Here is a 22,728-nt window from a genome sequence, read left to right on the forward strand (position 1 = left end):
AAGAAGGACTACCCGCTGATCGAGGTGGGCGTGATGGAGCTGAACCGAAACCCGGAGAACTTCTTCGCCGACGTGGAGCAGAGCGCCTTCGCACCGAACAACCTGGTGCCGGGCATCGGCGTCTCGCCCGACAAGATGCTGCAGGCGCGCCTCTTTGCGTACTCGGACGCGCAGCGCTACCGCCTGGGCGTGAACCACCACCAGATCCCAGTGAACGCGGCGCGCTGCCCGGTGCACAGCAACCACCGCGACGGCACGATGCGCGTGGACGGCAACTACGGCGGCACGCTGCACTACGAGCCCAACAGCTTCGGCCAGTGGCAGGAGCAGCCCGACTACCGCGAGCCGCCCCTGAAGCTGCGCGGTGACGCGGACTTCTGGAACTTCCGCGAGGACGATGCCGACTACTACAAGCAGCCGGGCGACCTGTTCCGCCTGATGAAGCCCGAGCAGCAGCAGGTGCTGTTCGAGAACACGGCGCGCGCGATGGGCGATGCGCCGGAGTTCATCAAGCGCAGGCACATCGACAACTGCAGCAAGGCCGATCCGGCCTACGGCGCGGGGGTGGCGAAGGCGCTGGGTCTTTGACCTGAGCACGGGCCCCGGCACGGACGCCGGGGCCTCTGCCTTCGCTACGTGCCGCGAACGGCCGTGGCGATCGCCTTGTCGAGCAGCTCCAGGCCGAGGTCGATCTCGCTGTCGCTGATCGTCAGCGGCGGCGCGATGCGGAAGACGCCGCCCATCGAGGGCAGCTTCACGATGTTCATGCTGAGGCCGAGCTTCATGCACTCGCGCGTGACGGCCTCGCCGAGCTCGAAGGCGGGCTCGCGCGTCTCGCGGCTGGCGACGACTTCCAGCCCGAGCAGCAAGCCGCGGCCGCGCACGTCGCCGATGCATTCGTGGCGCGACTGGAGTTCCCGCAGTCCCTTTTCAAGGCGCGCGCCGGCAACACGCGCGCGCTCGACCAGCCCGTCGCGCTCCACGACCTCCAGCACCTTCAAACCGACTGCCGCCGGCAGCGGGTCGGAGACGTGCGTCGTGTAAAACAGGAAGCCACGCGCATGGGCTTCTTCCTCGATGGCGGCGGTCGTCACCATTGCTGCCAGCGGCAGGCCCGCGCCCAGGGTCTTGGAGAGCGTGAGGATGTCGGGCGCAACGCCGTCGCGCTCGCAGGCGAACATCAGCCCGGTGCGGCCGACGCCGGTCTGCGCCTCGTCGAGGATCAGCAGCATGCCGCGCTCCTGGCACTTTTGCTTGAGCGCCGCCATGTAGCCCGGCGGCAGCTCGAGGATGCCGCCGCTGCTGAGGATGGGCTCGGCAATGAAGGCGGCGAGCGCGCCGGTGGATTGCCGGTCGACCTGCTCGAAGCCGTCGTCCAGTTCGCGGCGCCAGTCGAGCGCGCCGTCCGGCGTCGTGAAGCGCGGCCGGTACGCATTGGGCGCCGGAATGGCCAGCGAGCCCGCCGCGGCCGGCCCGTAGCCCTTGCGGCCGGCGCTGTAGGTGGCCGCGGCCGCGCTGCCCGTCATGCCGTGCCACGACTGCGTGAAGGCCACCACCTCGTGCCGGCCGGTCACGAGCTTGGCCATGCGCAGCGCCGCTTCGTTGGACTCCGCGCCGGTGCTCAGCAGCAGGCAGCGCTCCAGCCCGGGCGGCGCGTGCCGCGCGATTTCCGCGGCGAGAGCGACCACCGGGCGCGACAGCATGCCGCTGAAGAGGTGGTCGAGCGAGCGGATCTGCTCCGTGACCACAGCGACGATGTCGGGGTGCGAATGCCCCAGCAGGGCGCTCATCTGGCCCGAGGTGAAATCGAGGATGCCGCGGCCATTGGCGTCGTAGACGAAGCAGCCCTGTGCGCGCTCGATGATCAAGGGCTCGAAGGTGCCGCCGTAGCGCACCAGATGCTGCCGGGCCTGCTGCCAGAACTTGGGGTCGTCGTTGCTGTTCATTGAAGTACCTTCGTGCTTCGCACTGCGGTGCGAGCTTGCCTGGGGCGGTCCGGCGCAGCGCTCATGTGGATTCCTGCCGATCAAAATGACGCACATTACGCAGGGGCGCCCCCGCCGGGAAGCGAATTGTTTTGACACCAGCTATCAGGAGAATTCATGCCGTGAGCCAGTCGCTGGACATCGACCTCTTGCGCAGCTTCGTGGCCATCGCCGAAACCGGCGTGCTGGGCCAGGCCGCCCTGCGCGTGGGGCGCACGCAGTCGGCGCTCAGCATGCAGATGCAGCGGCTCGAAGGCATCGTCGAGCAGCCGCTGCTGCACCGCACCGGCCGCGGCGTCACGCTCACCGCGACCGGCGAGCGGCTCCTCGTGCGGGCGGGCGAGCTGCTGCGCAGGCACGACGAAGCGCTGGCCGAGCTGCGCGGCGAACAACTGTCCGGCGTGCTGCGCTTCAGCTGCCCCGACGACTATGCGGTCGTCTTCCTGCCGTACCTGCTGCAGAGCTTCGCGAGCCTGCATCCGCGCGTGCAGCTGGAAGTGATGTGCGCGCCGACGCCGCGGCTGCACGAGCTCCTGGCGCGGCATGCGGTCGATCTCGCGCTGGTGTCGGTGGCGAGCGATGTGGCCGGCGCCGACGTGATCCGCCACGAGCCGCTCGTGTGGGTGGCGCACCGCGACGGCGCCGCCGCATCGATGGACCCGCTGCCGCTGGCGCTCGGCGCGCTCGACGCGCTGGACCACCGGCTGCCGAGGCAGGCGCTCGAAGCCGCTGGCCGCGCCTACCGGCTCGCCTATGCGAGCAGCAGCCTCTCGGGCCTGGTCGGCATGGCGCGCTCGGGGCAGGCCGTCATCGTGCTGACCCGCACGGCCGTTCCCGACGACCTGCAGATCCTCACGGCAGTGCAGGGGTTTCCAGATCTGCCGAGCGTCGGGGTCACGCTGGCATTCGACCGAGAGGCGCCCACGGCATTGACCGCGGCATTCGCGGCCCACGTCCGGAAATTCCTTCCCGCGGCTTGAGCCGGATGGCCGGCGAAATGTCGGCGAAATGTTGGCGAAATGTCGGCGAGGTGCCGAAGCCAGGGCCTTTTGTTTGCGCCGACCAGCGGTGAACGCCGCGCCGGGCGCGTTTCCTCTTGCAACCGCTCGATTTCGAAAATAGTCTGGCCCCGTTGGCTCCCGCGGAAATCCGGCCCGAAGTGAAATTCACCTCCTGAAGGTTCCCATGGAAATCTTTCCATCCGAGTTCTCCGACCTGCTCTCTCCATCGGCCGCGTCCCGCGCCCGATGGTCGGGCGCCGACGGCCCCGGTCACTTCTCGATGGCGAGCGGCGTGCTCGGCGCCCGGCGTTCGCGCGCGTGCTTCGCGTTGCTCGACAACGCGCTCGGGCCGCTCGCGAAAAATGCCGACCGCCCGCTGGACCCGAACAGCATCTGGGGCATGCGCCGCAACTACACCGAATCGCTGACCAAGGTGATGCGGCAAAAGAGCGTGAGCTTCGAGTCGACGCGCCATCCGGCCTACAAGGTCGCCACGAAGATCGGACTGCTACGCCTCATGCGCTCGGAGTCGCTGGCGCGCCTTGCGGAGACGGTGTCCGGCGAACGGCTGGAGCGCGCGAACGGCGTGCAGGCCATCCTGTACGGGCATGGCGACTACGTGGGGCCGCACAACGACCACCATCCAGAACAAGCCCACCTTCGCCACGGTTACGTCGATGTGCACCTGTCCTTCGTGAACGAGCACGTCGATTCGCAGTCGCTGGTCTGCCAGGGCGCGGACGGCCACCTCAATGCGCTGTACAACGTCACCCGCACCGGGTCGATCGCGGTGTACCGCCTGCCCTTCTGGCACTACGTCACACCGCTGATGGGGCGGCCGGGCCACGAATCGAAGGCCCGGCGCTGGGTGCTCATGGCGTCTTACACCATCGCGAAAGAATAACCCCGGGGCTGGGCGCTCCCGTTCGCCCCGGCCTCAGCTTCCCTTGTGCATCAGGGTGTTCGACGGCAGCGTCTCGTCCAGCAGCTTGCGCGCCGTCTCCACGCCCGCCACCGGCAGCAGCTTGGGGTCGAGCAGGCCGACCTGCACCAGCACGCTCGCCTGGTCCCAGTAGATGTGCTCGTGGTAGAGCTTGTCGCCGCGGAACTTGATGACCGCGAGCAGCGGAATCTCCACGCGCTTGCCGGTCGGCGCCACGCCCGGGAGCATCCACGGGATTTCGGTGGTGTGCGTGAAGCAGAACAGCATTTCGTCGACCACCTGCGAGGCACCCACGGTGCGCGAGATCGGCACCAGCGAAGTGTCCGGCGGATTGCTGTTGACGAAGTGGTTCGTATAGAAGGCGTGCAGCGCCTTGTAGCCCACGCCACCGGTCATGGTCGGGATGTGGTTCACATAGGGCTCGGAGACCATGGTGTCCATGGTGTCGTCGACGTTGCGCGTGCCGAATTCGTACTCGCAATGCTTGTCCCAGAGCGCCGAGAGGTCGTAGTCCGGACCGATCGCGCCCTTCAGCGCGGCGATGCTGCGCTCGTGCGCCATCAGCGCCGAGGGCTTGTGGAAGTGCTCGCCGCCGTTGCGTGCGAAGGCGTGGTCCATGCCGGGGTACACGTAGAGCGAAACGCCGGGCCGGCCTTGCAGCGTCTGCACGATGCGGTCGCGCGCCTCGGGCGGGCAGAATTTGTCGAGCTCGGCGATGTGCAGCGTGAGCGAGCGCTTGATGTTGTCGGCCTCGTCCAGCGCAGCGTCGATGCCCACGCCGTAATAGCCGACGGCCACGTCCGCATCGGTGCGGCAGGCGGCGAGGTATGCAAGCTTGCCGCCGAGGCAGAAGCCCAGCACGCCGACCTTCTTCTGCTGCACCTCGGGCCGCTCGCGCAGCGCGGTGATCGCGGCCTGCATGTCCTGCATGCCCTTGGCCTCGTCGAAACCGCCGTAGAGCGCGAAGGCGCGCTGCCAGTCAGCCTCGCTGTAGCCCAGTTCCACATCGGGCTCCTGGCGCCAGAAGAGGTCGGGCACCAGCACGACGTAGCCTTCTTCGGCGTAGTAGTCGGCCACCTCGCGCATGGTGTGGTTGATGCCGAAGATTTCCTGCGCGATCACGAGGCCCGGGCCGCTGCCGGCCTTGGGCAGTGCGAGGTAGCCGTTGAAACTGCCGCTGCCGTCCGTAGACTGGATGCGGATTTTTTGCTGCATGTGAACTGCTCCGTGGGATGAGGTGAGAGGGTGATGCGGGGCCGCGCGCTCACTGCATGCATTCGGGGTGTCGCGTCGTCACCTGGTAGTAGCCCGAATGAAAGACCAGCGGCTCGCCGTCGAAGCGATCGTAGCGCTCGACCTCGCCGATGAAAATGAGGTGGTCGCCGCCGTCGTACTGTTTCACGTTGCGGCAGACGAACCGCGCGATGGCGCCGTCCAGCAGCGGCACGCCCGCGGTGCCCTCGCAGCAGTTCACGCTGGCGAACTTGTCCGCCTGCGGCGTGGAGAACTGCCGCGACAGGTGATGCTGGTTCGCAGCCAGCACATTGATCGCGAAGTGGCTGGCGCCGGTGAAGTCGGCCACGCTCGGCGCCTGCCGGGCCAGGCTCCACAGCACCAGCGGCGGATCGAGCGAGACCGACGAGAACGAATTGGCGGTCATGCCCACGCGGCGGCCATCGATGGCGCGGGTGGTGATGACGGTCACGCCGGTGCTGAACTGGCCGAGCGCCTTGCGGAAGTCGCGCCGGTCGAAGCGGTCGACCACGGCCTCGCGCGCCCGCGCTTCGAGAAAGCGATCGGCCTCGGCAGCATCGAACCACCAGGGCGCGAAGACGCGCGGATCGTCGAAGCCGTTGACGATGGTGCTCGCCACCGCGGGCATCTGGGTCGCGCTCTGCAGCAGCTTCAGAAGGTGCGGCTTCGGCGGCGCGAGCAGGCTGTGGGTCCAGTCGGTGGCCCAGCGTGCGTAGCCCTCCCAGTAGCGGTCGAAGGTCTCCTGCATCCATGCGGCGTCGAACGGCGCGTCGCCGTGTTCGAGGATGCGCTTCCGGTAGATGTCGGCGCACTTGGCCGCGTTGTTGGCGCCCTGCCCCGTGATCGGGTCGTTGAGCACCACCGCATCGGCCAGGCCCAGCACCTGGCGGCCCGATGGCAATGTCGCGACGGGCCTGCGCACCGTCGGCGTGAAGCGGCCCGCGAGGACGCCGTTGTCGTCGGTCAGTTCGATATGCGTGCAGCGCTCGGCCTCCCACGGCAGGAAGGTCGCGAGGATCTGCTTGCTGCGCGCAAGGTGTTCCTGCGACGTCTTCACATCGGCCCAGCAGTCCATCGGGCCGCCGGGCACGCCTTCGAACACCATGATCTCGCACGGCCCCGAGGTGGTCAGCGCCGGGAACACGAAGTACTCGCCCACGCCGGGAATCAGGTTGAAGCACACGCGCGCATGCGGCTCGGCCGGCTTCATGCCCTTCACATAGGTGAGGGCCAGCACGCGCTGCGGCTGCTCGCACGCGGAGCGCGCCTCGTCGCGCTCGAAAAGCTTCGAGATCTCGCCCTTGCCGCTCGCGACGACCACAAGGTCGTGCGTTCGCGCGCAGGTCTCCAGGTCGTCGAGGCCCACGTCCTTCAGCACCAGTTGCCCGCCGCGCTTCTCGAACGCGTCCATCCACGCGGGGATCTTGAGCCGCTGGTCGACCGACTGCGCGGGCCCGTCGAGCCGCGCGCGCCATTCGATGGCCTTCCCACCCTCGGGGTTGCGCACCGCGATGCCGATGCCTTCGATGGCGGGGCACTCGTTCGCCCACCAGTCCAGCTCGAGCTCGCGCTCGGTCTGCAGCGCGGACTCGAACATGCACTGGCTGGACATCACCGGCCCTTCGAGAATCTCGCGCGCCGAGCGGTTCGAGAAAACCGTCACCTCGTGCCCCGCGCGCTGCAGGCCGAGCGCAAGCTGCATGCCGGACTGGCCGGCGCCAACGATGGCCACGCGTCGCTGCTTCATGCGCCCGCTCCGGGTTATGCGACGGCCGCGCAGGTGGCGATGTAGCGCTCCGACTCCGCCGCGTCCGCGAACCACGGGAAGAAGGTGCGCGGGTCGTCGAAGCCGTTGGCGAAGGCGCTCGCGAGCGGCGGCACCCCGCCGGCACTGCCGAGCAGGTTGAGCACATGGGGCGGCGGCGGTGCGAGCAGCATGTTGGTCCACTGCGTGACCCATTGCGCATAGCCGAACCAGTAGCGGTCGAAGGTCTGCTGCATCCACGCCGCATCGGCCGCGCCGTCGCCGCGCGCGAGGATGCTCTTCAAATACGTGTCGGCGCACTTGGCCGCGTTGTTGGAGCCCTGGCCCGTGATCGGATCGTTGAGCACCACCACGTCGGCTAGGCCCAGCACCTTGCGCCCCGAAGGCAGCGTGGCCACGGGCTTGCGCACGGTCGGCGCGAAGCGGCCCGCGAGGATGCCGTTGTCGTCGGTCAGTTCGATGTCCTTGCACCGCTCGGCCTCCCACGGCGTGAAGGTCTCGAGGATCGACTTGCTGCGCGCGAGGTGTTCCTCGGACGTTTTCACGTCGGCCCAGCAGTCCATCGGGCCGCCAGGCACGCCTCCGAACACCATGATCTCGCACGGCCCCGTCGTGGTGAGCGCGGGGAACACGAAGTACTCGCCCACGCCGGGAATCAGGTTGAAGCACACCGCCGAGAACGGTTCGCGCGGCACCATGCCCTTCACGTAGGTGAGCGCCAGTGCGCGCTGCGGCTTGTCGTAGGGCGACTTGTGCGCATCGCGCTCGAAGAGCTTCGAGATCTCGCCCTTGCCGCTCGCCACCAGCGTGAGGTCGTGGCTCTGCGTGCAGGCCTCGAGTTCGTCGATGCCCGCGTCCTTGAAGACGAGCTCGCCGCCCTTCTTCTGGAACTCGTCCATCCACGCCGGGATCTTCACGCGCTGGTCGACCGACTGCGCGCTCGCATGGAGGCGCGCGGCCCAGTCGATGGCCTTGGCGCCCTTCTGCTCAGGGTGCGGCACGGCAAGGCCGATGCCGTCCACCGTGGGGCAATCGCCCGCCCAGTGGTCCAGGCCCAGGTCGCGCTCGATCTGCAGGGAGGTGTCGAACATGCACTGGCTCGACATCACCTTGCCGCGGCGGATGTCCTCGCCCGTGCGGTTGCTGAACATCGTGACCTCGTAGCCTGCCGCGAGCAGGCCGAGCCCCAGTTGCAGGCCCGACTGGCCCGCTCCGACGATGGCGATTCGCTTCATTGCTTTGCTCCTTGATTGCTCCGATGGGAGCGGTCTGTTCAATCCATCAACTGGGGAATGGCGGGCACCGCCTGCTCGGGGCCCATGGCGGCGTAGCCGCCGTCCACCGCGTAGTCGGCGCCGGTCACGAAGCTCGCGTGGTCCGAGCACAGGAACAGCACCACCTGCGCCACTTCGTCCGGATCGCCGACGCGCCCGAGCAGGTGGAAGGACGCGGCCACGCGATCGGTCTTGGCGCGGTCGCCGCCGCTCAGGCGCTCCATCACGGCCGACCAGGTCCAGCCCGGCGACACGCTGTTCACCCGGATGTTGTCCTGCGCCAGGTCCATCGCCATGTTGCGGGTGAGCTGCGCCATTGCTGCCTTGCTCACCGGATAGAGCCAGCGCCCCGTCTGCGCCACGCGGGCCGAGATGCTCGTGAAATTGACCACCGCCCCGCCCCCGGCCGCCACCATGTGCGGATGCGCGGCCTGCAGCATGGCCACCGCGCTCGCCACGTTCACGTTGAACGAGGTGAGCCAATCGGCGCGCGGCGACTTGAAGCCGTCGTCCACGTACGAGCACGCGAGGTTGACCAGAAAGTGCACCCCGCCGTGCTGCGCAGCGGCCTCGGCCACGCAGGCCTTCACCTGCGCGTCGTCGGTGATGTCGGTGCGCACGAAGCGCACGCCCGCACCCAGCGAATCGGCCAGTGCCTGGCCGTTGTCCGCATCGATGTCGGCGACCACGACCTTCACGCCGGCCGCGTGCAGCGCGCGCACCAGCCCCACGCCTATCAATGTGGCGCCGCCGGTGACGATGGCGCTCTTGCCTGCGAGTCCCTTGAACATGACGCTTGCTCTCCTGGGTAAGTCGATCGACCGATCGATCGGGCAGGCCGGGCTGGCCTGGAGCCGAACGTTACGAGGGGGCGGGGCTGTGGAGCGTCCCGCAAACGCAGGCGATGTCCCTGGCGCGCAGGTTTTTGCCGAGGGGAGGTCCGAATTGTGGGTGGGGATGGTTTTTGCTACGGTGCCCTCGCCCCATGCAAACCGTCACGACCCCCACGTTGCCTCTGCCGCTGCAGCGCTACCGCCTGTTCGAGAGCCACGACATGGACGAGGCACGCGAAAGCGTCGCCCGCGTGTTCTGCCCGCACGGCCTGGTCATGCTGCGGCCGCGCACCGAACTGGACGCCTGCCACCACAGCGCGCGGCTGAATCGGGACGTGAGCCTCAATTACGTGCAGTACGGCCCGGGCGTGCAGATCGATCCCGGGTACCTGCAGGACTTTTTTCTTCTCCAGATTCCGCTGCGCGGCGGTGCGGAAATCCGCTGCGGCGCGCAGCGGGTGGATGCGACGCCCCGGCTCGCCTCGCTGCCCTCGCCGACCGAGCCGCTCTCGATGCGCTGGGCGGACGACAGCCCGCACCTGATCGTGCAACTGGCGCGCTCGGCGCTGCACTCGCGGCTCGAATCGTTGCTGCAGGCGCCCGTCGGGCAGCCGCTGGTGTTCGACCTGGGGGTGCCGCTGGACAACCCGGCGCTGGCGCCGTTGGTGCATTTCATCGACTACCTGCGGCTGACGCTCGATGCGGGCAACGCACTGCAGGCGGGCAGCCCGTTGGCCGAGCATGCCGAGGCTTACCTGATGTCCAGCCTGTTGATGTCGGCGGGGCACAACTACTCGCGCGCGCTCGCTGGCGATGCCAAGCGGCGGCTGTTGCCGCGTGTGGTGCGCAAGGCGCAGGAATACATGGCGGCGCATGCGGATGAGCCGCTGTCGCTGGCCGATGTGTGCCGTGAAGTCGGGTGCAGCGCGCGGGCTTTGCAGGTGGCGTTCCGGCAGCATGCGGGGCAAGGGCCGATGGAGTTTCTGCGGGAGATGCGGCTCGATCGGGTCCGGGCCGAGCTGCAGGCGTCGGCCGGAGCGCCCGAAGGCGGCGTGCGCGAGGTGGCGCAGAAGTACGGGTTTCTCCACCTCGGGCACTTTGCGGCGCAGTACCGCGCGCGGTTCGGGGAGCGGCCGTCGGAGACGCGGGGACTGCGGGCCCTTTGACGTTGGCCAGGGCTTCGGGACCGGCGCAGCCGATGGGTGGCGCTTCAAAAATCCGAAGTGCGCCAACGCCATTCATCAAATCGGCGGACATTCACTTTCCAGTCGCCGCCGGTTCGACCCTCGCCAGCAGTGAACCCTGAAAGGCGTCGACCAGAAAGTCGACCATCACCCGCACCTTGGCGCTGAGGTGGCGACGGCTCGCGTAGATCGCCAGGATGTCGATGGGCGGCATGCGATATCCGGGCATGACCTCGACCAATCGGCCGGCCCGCACGTCCTCGCCGATGACGAAGCTCGGCTGCCAGATGACGCCCACGCCGGCAAGTGCCGCCGCGCGGGCGGTGTCGCCATTGTTGGCCCGCAGGGCCCAACGCACGCGCACGGACTCCAGCGTTCCGCCCGGGCCCGCAAACTGCCACTCATCGGATGTCGCGCCGTATGTGTAGCCCAGGCACAGGTGCCGCGACAGGTCCGCGGGAACCTCGGGCATGCCGTGGAACGCAAGGTAGTCGGGCGAGGCGCAGACGAGGTTCTGCGATTGGCCCAGGCGCCGCGCGATATGGTTTCCCGACGTGGTCCGCGAGATGCGGATGGCCAGGTCGTAGCCCTCCTCGACGATGTCGACCACGCGGTCGATGAGCGCGATGTCCAGTTCGACATCGGGATACCTCGCCATGAACTTCGGCCACAGCGGTGCCAGCACGAGGCTGCCGAAACTCAGCGGCGCGTTGATGCGCAGGCGCCCACGCGGCTGCAGCGACGCGGTGGTTGCCAGCGCCTCGGTTTCTGCCACTTCTTCGAGGATCGACTTCGCCCGGTCGAACAATGCTTCGCCCCCTTCGGTGAGCGACAGGCGCCGCGACGTGCGGTTGATCAGCCGCGTCCGCAGGTGGGCTTCCAGCTCGTTGACGTAGCGCGTCACGTTGGCAGGGGAAGTGTCCAGCGCGTCGGCCGCCTTGGTGAAACTGCCCCGCGCCACCACGGTGACGAAGACCTCGTAGGCACGCAATCGGTCCATGGTCCGCGGCTCCAATCATTCAGTAAAGCTGAATGAGTAAACCACTTTTGGGCCCTTTGTGGAAGTGAAGCTGAATCATAAATTCGCTTCACACCTCAACCAACTCATAGGACCTCGCCATGACAGATACCTCTCCCGCCCCCACCCGCCGTGCGCTGATTGCCGGCGCAGTCGCGGTCGGCGCCGCACTCACCATGGGCACCACGGCGCACGCCGCAAACGGCGTCGACGCGGTGCCGGGCTTTCGCGCAGCCAGCGCGGAGGTCAATGGCACCCGCATCAACTACCGTATCGGCGGCAACGGGCCGGCCATCGTGCTGCTGCACGGCTATGCGGAGACCGGACACATGTGGAACCCGCTGATGCCGCTGCTGGCGAAGACGCACACCGTGGTCGTTCCCGATCTCCGGGGCGCCGGCAATTCGTCCAAGCCCGAGACGGGCTACGGCAAGAAGAACATGGCCGTCGACATCCACGAACTCGTCCGGTCGCTGGGCATCCGCAGCGTGAGCATCGTCGGCCACGACATCGGCTTGATGGTGGCCTATGCGTACGCCGCCCAGTTCCCGACGGAGACAGACAAGGTCGTGCTGATGGACGCCTTCCTGCCCGGCATCGGTCAGTGGCAAAACGTCTGGCTCCTTCGCGACCTGTGGCATTTCCATTTCCACGGTACGACGCCGCTGGCGCTCGTGAAGGGGCGCGAGCGCATCTATTTCGAGCACTTCTGGAATGACTTCGCGGCCGACCCCAAGCACTCGGTGCCCGAAGCCGATCGCCAGTTCTACGCCAAGGCCTACGCACAGCCCGGCGGAATGCGTGCGGGATTCGAATACTTCAAGGCGTTCGAGAAGGACGCGGCCGAATTCGCCGAACTGGGCAAGACGCCGCTGCCCATGCCGATGCTGGTCCTGTCCGGTGAGAAGGCCGGCGGAGCGTTCCTGATCGAACAGGGCAAGATGGTCGCGACCAACGTGCAGGGCGTGATCGTCAAGGGCTCCGGACACTGGTTGATGGAAGAGGCGCCGGACCAGGTCATCCCGGCGTTGATCAACTTCCTCGGCTGAGGCCCAATGGACCGCGCCATCGAACAGTGGATGCCAGCCATGTGCCGTGATCGCGACGGCACGGGCAGCAGAACTCGACGGACACGAACTTCCAACTGACCAAGGAGAACCCACATGGACCTTCAACTCAACGGCAAGCTCGCGCTGGTAAGCGGCAGCACAGCGGGAATCGGTTATGCCATCGCGCGCACGCTGGCCCAGGAAGGCGCAAGCGTCATCGTCAACGGCAGGTCGCAGGCGGCGGTCGACGAAGCGGCGGAGCGCATCCGCTCGGAGACGAACGGCACGGTGATCGGCTACGCCGCAGACCTCAGCCGCGCCGATGCGGCCGAAGAGGCCGTGCGCCGCCACCCCGGCATCGGCATCCTCGTGAACAACCTGGGCATCTTCGAGGCCAAGGCCTTCGAAGACATTCCCGATGAAGACTGGCAGCGCTTTTTCGACGTCAACGTCCTGAGCGGTGTGCGCCTCGCACGCCTGGTGCTGCCGGAAATGAAGCGCGTGAACTGGGGAAGGATCATCTTCATTTCAAGTGAAAGTGCGGTGCAGATACCGACCGAGATGATTCACTACGGCATGACGAAGACCGCGCAGGTCGCGGTGTCGCGTGGGCTTGCAGAATCCCTGGCCGGCACGAACATCACCGTGAACAGCGTGCTTCCGGGCCCGACGAAATCGCGCGGCGTCGGCGACTTCGTGGAGGGCATGGCGCGATCGAGCGACAAGAGCTTCGAGCAAGTCGAGGCAGAGTTCTTCGACCATGTCCGCCCAACGTCGCTGATCAAGCGCTTTGCCTCGCCGCAAGAGGTGGCCTCGCTCGTGGCCTACGTGGCCAGTCCCCTCGCGTCGGCGACCACGGGCGCTGCCCTTCGGGTTGACGGCGGCGTCGTCAAGAGCGCCTTTTGACGAAGGCGCGCTGAACGCGACGACGAGACCGGGCTCGCTCGCCGGCAGTGCGCCGTCGCTGTCGCTCGATCAGACTGCCAGCCCTTGCTCCACGTCCTGCGTCTTGCGGCGCGCAAGCGCGAGGTTCGACTTCGACTTGTCGAGAACCAGGTAGACGAACAGGCCTTCGTGCTTGTTCAACGGCCGGATGATGTGGTACTGGCGGCCGAGCGTGATGAGGATGTCCTCGATCACGTCGTTCAGGCCGAGCGCCTTCATCGTCTTGAGCTTGGCGCGCACCACCTCGGTGTTGCCTGCGGCGGCCACTTCCAGGTCGACGCCGGAACCGATCTGCCCCAGGACCATGCCGCTACCGGAGTCGACCAGCGCGGCGCACAGCGCGCCGTCGATCGTCATCAGTTCGTCCATGGATTGCTTGATATTTGCCATCGGAATCTTTCGTAGTCCATCGCCCTGAGGATCGGCCGGCGCCCGGGCGAGTGATGAGCGTCAGCCGTTTTTTGAAGAAGGGAAGCGGTTCAGGCGCGCTGCAGCGCAAGCGTCGCCAGCTTGGAGAAGTACAGGACCTGGCCGATCACGGCCTCCTTGCCCGCCACCACGCTCACGATCAGGTCGATCTCGGCGTGGCGGGCCTGCAGCATCAGGATGTGGCCCGAATCGGTCTCGATCGCGACGTTCTCGCACTGCCCGAGTCCGCTCTCCACGCCGGCCACCGCGCCGAGCGCGGCCAGCGAGCTCGCGATGGCCGACATGCGCGCGACCTGCGCCGTGTTTTCCGCGCGCGCGGCCAGTTCGAGACCGTCCTCGGTCGCGATCACGACGGCCTTCACGCCCTTGATCTCGCGCATGAGCGTGTTCACGGCCGTCTCGGCGGCGTCCTTGATGCGGGGTGCGATGTTCATGTGGCTGGGGATCCGGCGTTGCGAGGAGAGAAGGAAGAAGACGAAGAAAGGAGCGGCGTCGTCGTGCTCAGGCTTCGAGCTGGATCAGCAGCAGTTCGAGCAGTTGCACCACCTGGCCCGGGTCTGTCACGTTGGCGGGGAGCACCGGGCACATCACGCCCTTGTCCTGCATGCGCTGGGCGTAGGCATCGAGGTCCGGCTCGGGATGGGTTTCCATGCGGCCCACCGCGACCACGCAGGCGGTCTTTTCGATGAGCTCGGCGAAGCCGTCGAGATAGACCTCCAGGTCGGCCAGCGGATCGGGGCGGCTGTTGTCCACCAGGATCACCAGGCCGAGTGCGCCGCGCGCAAGGATTCGCCACATGAAGTCGAAACGGGCCTGCCCCGGCGTGCCGTACAGGCGCAGTTTCTCGCCGTTGTCGAGCGTGAGCTCGCCGTAGTCCAGCCCGACAGTGGTGGTGGCCTTGGCGACCGAGGCATCGCTGTTGCGCACCTCGGTGCGAACCGGCGCGATCTCGCTCACCGCGGCAATGGCGGTCGTCTTGCCAGCGCCCATGGTGCCGGTGAAAAGGATCTTGTGTTCCACGTTCTTCAGGCCTTCGATCCGGAGGAAAACAGCCCGAGGCGGCTGCGGATGCGCGCCAGCAGGCCCGGCTCCACGACGCCGCGCACCGACTCGGCAACGCGGGGGGCATCCGCGCCGGACGAAACCTGCGAGTCGGGCCAGAGCGATTCAGGCGAACGGCTGGGCGCAAAGCCGGTGCTGGCGCTGGTGCTGGTGCGGCCATTGCCTGCAGCGAAACCCGCGCGCTCGAGCGCTGCGATGAAATCGGCGCACTCGTGCGCGCTGGCGTTCGAGCGCTGCTGCAGCACCTGCAGCGAGGCCGGGCGGCTCGCGAGCACGGCGGCGAGCCTCATGCGCACAGGGGTGTCGAGCAGCGCGACCGAAGGCCAGCGCAGCAGGCGGTATTCCTCGCCCCGCCCGCTTCGTTCATTGCGGTCCCGGGCTTCGGGCAGGCCGAGTTCTCGGGCATGGATCACCATTGCACCGAGGCGGTTGAGCATCCCCTCGAGTGCGTCTGCGTGCAACGGCAACCGAAGGAACAGGCCTTGCGGCGGCGGCGTTTCTCCGAGCGTGAGCCTTGGGACCGTCCGGTCGGCCGCGTCGTGGGGCGCTATCGGCGGCCGTTCACCCACCACGAGCAGATCGGCGTCCTCGACCTGCCAGGCCCAGTGCTGGTGGGTGCGGTGGTCCAGCAGCCGCACGAGGGACTTGAACAGCAGCTCATCGCGGGCAGGCAAGCCTTCGACACTGAAGCTCAACAGGGGGCGGTGAGTCCGCTGCATCGCGGCGGGCGTGGTCATTGGCGTCGCGGAAGCCGCCATGCGACAACCGGCTTGGAATGCACCAATTTGAGGCTTTTTTGCGGCGTTGACTGCAATTCAGGAGCTCCCGTCGGTGATACATCCATGCGAAGCCTTGAGGCGACGCCGAAATTAGTACTTAAGTTATAGATACTGTCTTTAAAAATATAACATCAGTTGCACAAAAAAACACTAGATTACAAAAGCCAATTGATGGCTACGGAAATCGGTGAGAGAAGTGTGGCGACTCGGCCACTGCGTGGTGGGCGACTGGCGTTCGAATCTCCGCCCGGATTCGGGCGCCAGCCAGCGCTGCTGGCTGCGTTGTGGTTTGCGCAATGGGAGCAGAAGGAGCTTTGCGCGACGCTCGGCCGTATCAACCGCCGTCGGGTCGGCTAAGTCGAGGGCTCAGGGGCATGCAGCGTCGTCGAATCGGGCGGCGACATCGGCCGTCCGGTCCGCTAACACCTTCAGCAACGCGAAGGCGTCGAGCCGTAAATCTGTCCAGGCATTCGCTCGGTGTCGCCCGGTCGGATGCGGAGGTTGGGCATGGCTACCAGCGGGTTGCGCACAAGCCTGCAATACGCCGACAAGGTCGCGACGGCGCTGGACCTATCCGCCAGGGCAGCTGCACGGTGCTGCGATATCCGGGGTCAGCGATCGGCAGTTGAAGCGTCACATATCAGCCTCGGAGGTCAGTGTTTCCCCGTGACTGACGCCGCGATTGATGCTTGGCTGTAGACGATTGGCGGAAGGCTCCGCCGGACTTGAAGAAACTCAGCTGCCAATTGAAAAAGTCCCGTCGCATGGACTGCGCGGGACTTTCAAAAACGGCCAGAGATGGATCCTGGCGGAGAGTGTGAGATTCGAACTCACGGACGCTTTCACGTCGGCAGTTTTCAAGACTGCTGGTTTAAACCACTCACCCAACTCTCCGGAACTGTCGATTTTATGCCGAGGCCGATGCCTCGATCCCCTCAATCGCCATCGGGCAGAAATAGCGTCTGAAGGTCGCTCAGGAAATCCAGCCCGCGCTCGGTCGGCCACACGCGGAACAGGTCGCGCGCCACGAGCCCCTTGCGCTCGGCCTCTTCGAGCCCGCGCTGGATCGAAGTCATCGCGAGCCCCGTGCGCTCGCTGAACTGCGGCAGCGTGAACCCCGCCTTCAATCGCAGCGCATTGAGCATGAACTCGAACGGCAGGTCGGCCAGCGACACCTCGTCGCTCTGCGACACGGCCGCGCCAGCGCGCGCGTTCTCCATGTACAGGCGCGGCTCGCGATAGCGCACCTGCCGCACGATGCGGTGCGCGAAGCTCAGCTTGCTGTGCGCGCCGGCACCGATGCCCAGGTAGTCGCCGAACTGCCAGTAGTTGAGGTTGTGAGCGCACTGGTGCCCCTCGCGCGCATAGGCCGACACCTCGTAGCGCGACATGCCGCGCTCGCTGGTGCGCTCGGTGATGCGGTCGAGCATGGCGTAGGCGATGTCGTCTTCGGGCAGCGTCGGCGGAAACTTCGCGAACCAGGTATTGGGCTCGATGGTGAGGTGATAGACCGAAATGTGCGGCGGCGCGAGCGCCAGCGCCTGCGAGAGGTCGGCCTCCAGGTGCTCGAGCGTCTGGCCGGGGAGCGCATACATCAGGTCGAGGTTGAAGGTGTCGAAAGCGCTCGCGGCCTCCTCCACCGCGGCGATGGCCTGGGCGCGGTCGTGCACGCGGCCGAGCGCGGTGAGGTGTTCGTCGTTGAAGCTCTGCACGCCCACCGACAGGCGCGTGACGCCCGCCGCGCGGTACGCGCGAAAGCGGTTGCGCTCGAAGGTGCCGGGGTTGGCCTCGAGCGTGATCTCGCAGTCGGGCGCGAGCTTCAGGCGCGCGCGCACGTCACCGAGCAGGCGGTCGATGGCCTGCGGCGAGAAGAGGCTGGGCGTGCCGCCGCCGATGAAGATGGTGTGGACGGTGCGGCCCCAGATCAATGGCAGCGCCGCATCGAGATCTGCCACGAGCGAATCGATGTATGCCGCCTCGGGAATGCCCTCGGCATCGGCCGCGCTCGTGGCGCGCCATTCGTGCGAGTTGAAGTCGCAGTACGGGCACTTGCGCAGGCACCACGGCAGGTGAATGTAGAGCGAGAGCGGCGGCAGTGCCGCAAGTTGCAGCGGGCCGGGCCGCATCCAGTGCAGCACGTCGTTGGCCTGCACAGCGCCGGCTTGACCCGTGGGCTGCGCCGGCTGGATCGGGAAGACGGTGGCCATCTGCGGCCTACAGCCAGCGCTCGCGCATCAGCGCAAGCATCGCCTGTGCCGCGCGGCCGCGGTGGCTGTTGGCGTTCTTGACCTCGGGCGTGAGCTGCGCAAAGGTCTTGCCGAAGGCGGGCAGGTACATCACCGGATCGAAGCCGAAGCCGTTGTCGCCGATGGGCGCGGATGCGATCTCGCCGACCACGCGGCCGACGGCGATGAGCGGCTCGGGGTCGTCGTGGCTGCGCAGCGCGACCAGCGTGCTGACGAGCGCGGCGCGGCGATTGACCACGCCGTCGAGTTGCTCGAGCAGCGCCTTCACGTTGTTGGCATCGCCCTTGGCGTAGCCGAATTGCGTGGCGTAGTACGCCGTGTCGACGCCCGGCAGGCCGCCGAATGCATCGACGCACAGCCCCGCGTCGTCGGCGATGGCCGCAAGGCCCGTGGCGGTGCTGGCGTGGCGTGCCTTGGTGAGCGCGTTCTCGACGAAGGTACGGAAGGGTTCTTCAGCCTCGCCCACGCCCAGCGACGATTGCGGCACCAGGGTGACGGACAGCGCCGCGAACAGTTGCTGGAGTTCGGCGAGCTTGCCTTGGTTGTTGGAGGCCAGGACCAGTTTCATGGATCGATCAAAGTGGCTGTGACGGCCGGCGGGCGGACGTCAGTCGCTGGGGAATTTCAGTTCGAGAGCAATGCTTGCTGCTGCAGCGTCACGAGCTCGCCGATGCCCTTTTCGGCCAGGCCGAGCAGGAGGTTCATTTCTTCGCGCGTGAACGCCACGCCTTCGGCCGTGCCCTGCACTTCGACGAAGTGGCCGGCGCCGGTCATGACGACGTTCATGTCGGTGTCGCAGCTCGAGTCCTCGGTGTATTCGAGATCCAGAAGCGGCGTGCCGCCGACGATGCCCACCGAGATGGCAGCCACGTGGCCCTTGATCGGCGAAGCCTTGAGGGTGCCGGCAGCCAGCAGCTTGTTGACAGCATCCTGTGCCGCAACGAAGGCGCCGGTGATGGCCGCAGTGCGCGTGCCGCCGTCGGCCTGCAGCACGTCGCAGTCGAGGTGAATGGTGCGTTCGCCGAGCGCGGCCAGGTCGAACACCGCGCGCATCGAGCGCCCGATGAGGCGCTGGATTTCCTGGGTGCGGCCGGTCTGCTTGCCCTTGGCCGCCTCGCGGCTGCTTCGGGTGTGGGTGGCGCGCGGCAGCATGCCGTATTCGGCCGTGACCCAGCCTTCGCCGCTGCCCTTCTTGTGCGGGGGCACGCGCTCCTCGACCGAGGCGGTGCACAGCACGCGCGTCTGGCCGAACTCGATGAGCACCGAGCCCTCGGCGTGGATGGTGAAGCCGCGGGTCATGCGAACCGGGCGCAGCTGGTCGGCGGCACGGCCGCCGCTTCGGGTGAAAGCAGTCATTGTTGGAAGCTCGAAAAGAAAAAAAGAGCGCGCGCCGACTCAGGTCTTGCGCGCGGCTGAACGGCGGATGGCTTCGTTGATCTCGGCAATGGAGCGCTCGATCGCGTCCTCGTCCATGTCGTCGATCTCGCTGTCCGAGGGCATGCCGGCCTGGATGGTGGAGGCGAACACGCCGTCGTCGATGGTCTCGGTGGAGATGCCGCGGTCTTCGCCCGGGGTCTCGGACATTTCCCATTCGAGCGCGATGAGCGTCACGTTGTCGCTGTGGGCGCCGCCCTTGCGCAGCGCCATCTCGGCGAGGTCGGGGGCCGCATCGGACACCGGCTTGCCCGAGGAGAGCGTGTGCACGATGAGCGCATCGTCGAGCACGCCCCACACGCCGTCGGAGCACAGCATGATGCGGTCGCCGCGCTGCAGTTGCAGCGGGGGCGAAATGTCGAAGAGCGGCGTGGTCGGCGAACCGAGGCAGGTCAGCAGCAGGTTGCGGTTGACCGGCATGTCCGAGCCATGGGGCTTGGGGCGCTCGGCGTGCGAGTGGTCGCGCGTGCGGGTGAGCAGGCGGCCGTCGCGCACGACGTACAGGCGCGAATCGCCGCAATGCATCCAGGTGGCGCTCGTGCCCTGCAGCACGGCCGCGACGACGGTGGTGCGGGGCGTGTCGAGCATCGCCTTGTGGCTTGCGTACCGCATGATCTGCTGGTGCGCGGCCATGGCCGATTCGGCCAGGAAGCCCTTGACGTCCTTCACCGTGGGGCGCGCCTCGCGCTGGTAGAGCGCGGCAATGGTCTGCAAGGCCAGCTGGGCCGCGACCTCGCCCTCGGGGTGGCCGCCCATGCCGTCGGCGAGCACGAACAGCCCCGACTCCCGCGTGTAGCAATAGCCCATGCGGTCTTCGTTCTTGAGACGTCCGCCTTTGCGGCTGACCTGGAAGACAGAGAATTTCATGTCATGCGGGGCGCGTGGTGGGGGCCGCAGCCCGGGGCAGACTCTTCTTGTCGAAGGAGCGGATGTTGTCGATCGACAGCCGCACCTTCTCGCCGACGGTGAGCTTGGTGTAGCGGCGCTCGCCCTCGCGGCTGAGTTCCTTCTGCAGCGCGAAGACCGACTGCGGACGCGAAAGCGGATCGAGCGACATGCACCACTCGACCACCTCGATGAGGTTGTCGGAATACACGCCGCGAAGGCGCGAGAGCGACAGGCTCAGGCGGTCTTTCTCGATGCGGCGCGGCGCGTCGTTGGGCGGGTAGCCCTGCATGCAGGCGTAGATGCAGGCGCCGATGGCGTAGATGTCGGTCCAAGGGCCCATCGACGAATCGCGGCGGTACATCTCGGGGGCGGCGAAGCCCGGCGTGTACATGGGACGGATGAAGATGCCTTCCTTGCTGAGCACTTCGCGCGCGGCACCGAAGTCGATCAGCACGGCGCGGTCGTCGTCGGTGACGAAGATGTTGGCCGGCTTGATGTCCAGGTGCAGCATCTTGTATTGGTGCACGATGCGAAGCCCGCGCAGGATCTCGTCGAAAAGAGACCGGATGGTCGATTCGCGGAAGACCTTCTGGCGCTTGAGGTCCCGCGCGGTGACCACGAAGTCCTGCAGGGTCGCGCCTTCCAGGTAGTTCATGACCATGTAGACGGTCTCGTTCTCCCGGAAGAAATTGAGCACGCTCACCACCGAGGCATGCGAGATCTGCGCGAGGGAGCGGCCTTCTTCGAAAAAGCTCTTGAGCCCCAGCCGGTAGAGGGACAGTTTTTCGGGCGGCACCTGCGGATGCAGCTCGCCGGGCCCACGGGTGGCCAGCGAGGAAGGCAGGTATTCCTTGATGGCCACCTGTTGTCCGCTGGGGTCGATGGCGAGATAGACAACGCCAAAACCACCCGCCGAAAGCCGGCGAACAACGCGGTAACCGCCAATGACCGTATCGGGCAACAGGGGCGAAGGCTTGACCTTTGACATAATCCGGGAGTTTCGCCCGAAGGCGATGGTGCGGCAAGCGAACGCTGTACCGACGCCTCGGTGCATGCAAGCAAAACCACAGTGAGGCGCAATGCCAGTTTACAGCATGACCGGCTACGCCAGCGGCCAGAACGGGTCCGCAGGCAGCCACTCCGAAGCCGAAGCACGGCCTTCCGCCGCAGGCCGACTCGGGGTAGAAATCCGCTCGGTCAACAGCCGTTTCCTCGACCTCACCTTCAAGTTGCCGGAGGAGCTGCGCCAGCATGAGACGGCGCTGCGCGAGCTGCTCACGGGCAAGCTCAAGCGCGGCAAGGTCGAGGTGCGCGCGGCCATCGAGAACACCGCCCAGGCGGGCGTCGTCGAGCCTTCCGTCAAGCTGCTCCAACGGCTCAACGGGGTGCAGGACAGCATCAAGGCCTGGTTGCCTGGAGCCCGCGAACTGAGCGTGGCCGACGTGATCCGCCTTGCCGGCGGCGACGGCGCCACCCGCGGCGACTGGGGCCCCGACCTGATCGAGGTGGCCGGCAAGGCGCTCGAAGCGTTGATGTCGGCCCGGCAACGCGAAGGCGCCCGGCTCGCCAAGATGCTCGAGGCCCATCTGGCCCAGCTGCGCACCCTGGTGCAGCAAGCCGGCCCGCTGGTGCCCCAGCTGGTGGAGCAGCAGCGCAACCGCTTCCTGGAGCGCTGGCAGGAGGCCATGGGCTTGACCGCCGGCACGGGCGGCACGCTGCCCGAAGCCGCCCAGGACCGCGCGCTGACCGAAGCCACCGCTTTCGCCATCCGCATCGACGTGGCGGAAGAGCTCACCCGGCTCAATTCGCACCTCGACGAGATCGAGCGGCTGCTCAAGAAGGGCGGCGAGATCGGCAAACGCCTGGACTTCCTGATTCAGGAACTGCACCGCGAGGCCAACACCCTGGGCTCCAAGTCGGCAGCCCTGGAGCTCACGCGCATCGGCGTGGACATGAAGGTCCTGATCGAGCAGATGCGCGAACAGGTCCAGAACATCGAATGACGACGAGCGAAAGAATGGACTACCCCGGCAACATCTTCGTGGTCGCCGCGCCCAGCGGGGCTGGCAAATCGAGCCTGGTCAAGGCGCTGATGGAACTCGACTCGGCGGTTCAGCCGTCGGTGTCGCACACCACGCGGCCGCCACGCGGCCAGGAAAAACACGGCCGCGAGTACTTTTTTGCTTCGCCGCCCGAATTCGACGCCCTGATCGCAGCCGACGGCTTCGTGGAATGGGCCCATGTGCACGGCCACCGGTACGGCACCTCCAAGAAGGCGATCGAGGAGCGGATCGCCCAGGGGGCGGACGTGATTCTCGAGATCGACTTCCAGGGCGCGCTGCAGATCCGCAAGACCTTTGCCAACGCAGTGATGATCTTCATCCTGCCGCCCAGCTGGGAAGAACTGCGCTCCCGGCTCGAGCGACGCGGCGAAGACAGCGCCTCGGTCATCGAACTGCGCCTGAAAAACGCCGCGGAAGAGATGGCCAGGGCCGGGGAATTCGACTTCGTTATAATCAACGAGTTATTTGAGCGGGCGCTTTTTGATCTCAAGGCGATTGTCCACGCTCAGCGGCTTCGGTATTCCGCACAGCGCCGTGCACGTGCCGACACCTTTGCCGCACTGAACATCCCCTGAT

Annotated in this window: 23 protein-coding genes, 1 tRNA gene and 1 pseudogene; 8 read left to right on the forward strand and 17 right to left on the reverse strand. The window is 66.9% G+C overall.

Features of this window, described 5'->3' with window-relative positions; genetic code table 11:
* On the forward strand, positions 1-588 hold a 588-nt coding region (locus RT97_RS28925; RefSeq protein ID WP_042582312.1), incomplete at its 5' end, for a catalase.
* Positions 589-632: 44 nt separating this feature from the next.
* Here RT97_RS28925 and RT97_RS28930 read toward each other — a convergent pair.
* Positions 633-1,946, reverse strand: a complete 1,314-nt coding sequence (locus RT97_RS28930) for an aspartate aminotransferase family protein (RefSeq protein WP_042582313.1) — start codon at positions 1,944-1,946, stop codon at positions 633-635.
* A gap of 161 nt (positions 1,947-2,107) precedes the next feature.
* Between RT97_RS28930 and RT97_RS28935 the strand changes: the two genes are divergently transcribed.
* A complete protein-coding gene (locus RT97_RS28935) occupies positions 2,108-2,965 on the forward strand; it encodes a LysR family transcriptional regulator (RefSeq protein WP_042582314.1) in 858 nt (285 codons plus the stop codon).
* 205 nt (positions 2,966-3,170) lie between these two features.
* Positions 3,171-3,890 (forward strand): hypothetical protein, encoded by a 720-nt coding sequence (locus tag RT97_RS28940; RefSeq protein WP_042582315.1) that lies wholly within the window; start codon positions 3,171-3,173, stop codon positions 3,888-3,890.
* A gap of 33 nt (positions 3,891-3,923) precedes the next feature.
* On the opposite strand, the gene RT97_RS28945 is transcribed toward RT97_RS28940, so the two are convergent.
* The 5 genes and pseudogenes from RT97_RS28945 to RT97_RS28960 all read right to left on the reverse strand — a co-directional run bounded on the left by RT97_RS28945 (position 3,924) and on the right by RT97_RS28960 (position 9,013).
* Positions 3,924-5,144 (reverse strand): dienelactone hydrolase family protein, encoded by a 1,221-nt coding sequence (locus RT97_RS28945; RefSeq protein ID WP_042582316.1) that lies wholly within the window; start codon positions 5,142-5,144, stop codon positions 3,924-3,926.
* A 49-nt stretch (positions 5,145-5,193) separates the two neighbouring features.
* Positions 5,194-5,694, reverse strand: coding sequence for a flavin reductase family protein (locus RT97_RS33950; RefSeq protein ID WP_253278337.1), 501 nt, complete (start codon positions 5,692-5,694; stop codon positions 5,194-5,196).
* Positions 5,695-6,930, reverse strand: a pseudogene (locus RT97_RS34165) (styrene monooxygenase/indole monooxygenase family protein); the annotation flags it as partial.
* Positions 6,931-6,944: 14 nt separating this feature from the next.
* On the reverse strand, positions 6,945-8,183 hold the full coding sequence (locus RT97_RS28955) for a styrene monooxygenase/indole monooxygenase family protein (RefSeq protein ID WP_042582318.1): 1,239 nt from the start codon (positions 8,181-8,183) through the stop codon (positions 6,945-6,947).
* A 38-nt stretch (positions 8,184-8,221) separates the two neighbouring features.
* On the reverse strand, positions 8,222-9,013 hold the full coding sequence (locus RT97_RS28960; RefSeq protein WP_042582319.1) for an SDR family oxidoreductase: 792 nt from the start codon (positions 9,011-9,013) through the stop codon (positions 8,222-8,224).
* Positions 9,014-9,207: 194 nt separating this feature from the next.
* On the opposite strand from RT97_RS28960, the gene RT97_RS28965 reads away from it, so the two are divergent.
* Positions 9,208-10,221, forward strand: a complete 1,014-nt coding sequence (locus RT97_RS28965; protein ID WP_042582320.1) for an AraC family transcriptional regulator — start codon at positions 9,208-9,210, stop codon at positions 10,219-10,221.
* A gap of 91 nt (positions 10,222-10,312) precedes the next feature.
* Here the strand turns inward: RT97_RS28965 and RT97_RS28970 are convergent, their stop codons facing one another.
* Positions 10,313-11,239, reverse strand: a complete 927-nt coding sequence (locus RT97_RS28970) for a LysR family transcriptional regulator (protein WP_042582321.1) — start codon at positions 11,237-11,239, stop codon at positions 10,313-10,315.
* Positions 11,240-11,358: 119 nt separating this feature from the next.
* Here RT97_RS28970 and RT97_RS28975 point away from each other — a divergent pair, with 119 nt between their 5' ends.
* Together RT97_RS28975 and RT97_RS28980 are read left to right on the forward strand one after the other, a co-directional pair.
* Complete coding sequence (locus RT97_RS28975; RefSeq protein ID WP_042582322.1) at positions 11,359-12,306, forward strand: alpha/beta fold hydrolase; 948 nt, start codon at positions 11,359-11,361, stop codon at positions 12,304-12,306.
* A 114-nt stretch (positions 12,307-12,420) separates the two neighbouring features.
* Entirely contained in the window at positions 12,421-13,212 is a 792-nt protein-coding gene (locus RT97_RS28980) for an SDR family NAD(P)-dependent oxidoreductase (RefSeq protein WP_042582323.1), read from the forward strand.
* 69 nt (positions 13,213-13,281) lie between these two features.
* On the opposite strand, the gene RT97_RS28985 is transcribed toward RT97_RS28980, so the two are convergent.
* The 10 genes from RT97_RS28985 to RT97_RS29030 all read right to left on the reverse strand — a co-directional run bounded on the left by RT97_RS28985 (position 13,282) and on the right by RT97_RS29030 (position 21,077).
* Positions 13,282-13,641, reverse strand: a complete 360-nt coding sequence (locus tag RT97_RS28985; RefSeq protein WP_042582324.1) for a hypothetical protein — start codon at positions 13,639-13,641, stop codon at positions 13,282-13,284.
* An 89-nt stretch (positions 13,642-13,730) separates the two neighbouring features.
* Positions 13,731-14,114: a roadblock/LC7 domain-containing protein gene (locus RT97_RS28990; RefSeq protein ID WP_042582325.1), complete on the reverse strand. Its 384-nt coding sequence runs from the start codon at positions 14,112-14,114 to the stop codon at positions 13,731-13,733.
* A 67-nt stretch (positions 14,115-14,181) separates the two neighbouring features.
* Complete coding sequence (locus RT97_RS28995; RefSeq protein ID WP_080898474.1) at positions 14,182-14,700, reverse strand: GTP-binding protein; 519 nt, start codon at positions 14,698-14,700, stop codon at positions 14,182-14,184.
* Positions 14,701-14,705: 5 nt separating this feature from the next.
* Positions 14,706-15,479: a hypothetical protein gene (locus RT97_RS29000; RefSeq protein WP_042582326.1), complete on the reverse strand. Its 774-nt coding sequence runs from the start codon at positions 15,477-15,479 to the stop codon at positions 14,706-14,708.
* Between the two features lie 848 nt (positions 15,480-16,327).
* A tRNA-Ser gene (locus RT97_RS29005) sits at positions 16,328-16,415 on the reverse strand.
* A 41-nt stretch (positions 16,416-16,456) separates the two neighbouring features.
* Complete coding sequence (hemW, locus tag RT97_RS29010) at positions 16,457-17,728, reverse strand: radical SAM family heme chaperone HemW (protein WP_042582327.1); 1,272 nt, start codon at positions 17,726-17,728, stop codon at positions 16,457-16,459.
* Between the two features lie 7 nt (positions 17,729-17,735).
* Positions 17,736-18,335, reverse strand: coding sequence for a non-canonical purine NTP pyrophosphatase (locus RT97_RS29015; RefSeq protein ID WP_042582328.1), 600 nt, complete (start codon positions 18,333-18,335; stop codon positions 17,736-17,738).
* A 56-nt stretch (positions 18,336-18,391) separates the two neighbouring features.
* Positions 18,392-19,123 (reverse strand): ribonuclease PH, encoded by a 732-nt coding sequence (gene rph / locus RT97_RS29020; RefSeq protein ID WP_042582329.1) that lies wholly within the window; start codon positions 19,121-19,123, stop codon positions 18,392-18,394.
* 39 nt (positions 19,124-19,162) lie between these two features.
* Positions 19,163-20,068, reverse strand: a complete 906-nt coding sequence (locus RT97_RS29025; protein ID WP_042582330.1) for a PP2C family protein-serine/threonine phosphatase — start codon at positions 20,066-20,068, stop codon at positions 19,163-19,165.
* A gap of 1 nt (position 20,069) precedes the next feature.
* The gene (locus tag RT97_RS29030) at positions 20,070-21,077 is read right to left on the reverse strand and encodes a serine/threonine protein kinase (RefSeq protein ID WP_042582331.1); all 1,008 of its coding nucleotides are present in this window, start codon (positions 21,075-21,077) and stop codon (positions 20,070-20,072) included.
* A 91-nt stretch (positions 21,078-21,168) separates the two neighbouring features.
* On the opposite strand from RT97_RS29030, the gene RT97_RS29035 reads away from it, so the two are divergent.
* On the forward strand, positions 21,169-22,092 hold the full coding sequence (locus RT97_RS29035) for a YicC/YloC family endoribonuclease (protein WP_042582332.1): 924 nt from the start codon (positions 21,169-21,171) through the stop codon (positions 22,090-22,092).
* Positions 22,093-22,106: 14 nt separating this feature from the next.
* The gene (gmk, locus tag RT97_RS29040) at positions 22,107-22,727 is read left to right on the forward strand and encodes a guanylate kinase (RefSeq protein WP_013543329.1); all 621 of its coding nucleotides are present in this window, start codon (positions 22,107-22,109) and stop codon (positions 22,725-22,727) included.
* Position 22,728: the final 1 nt, after the last annotated feature.

This window comes from Variovorax paradoxus, assembly GCF_000834655.1.
GTDB lineage: Bacteria > Pseudomonadota > Gammaproteobacteria > Burkholderiales > Burkholderiaceae_C > Variovorax > Variovorax paradoxus_F.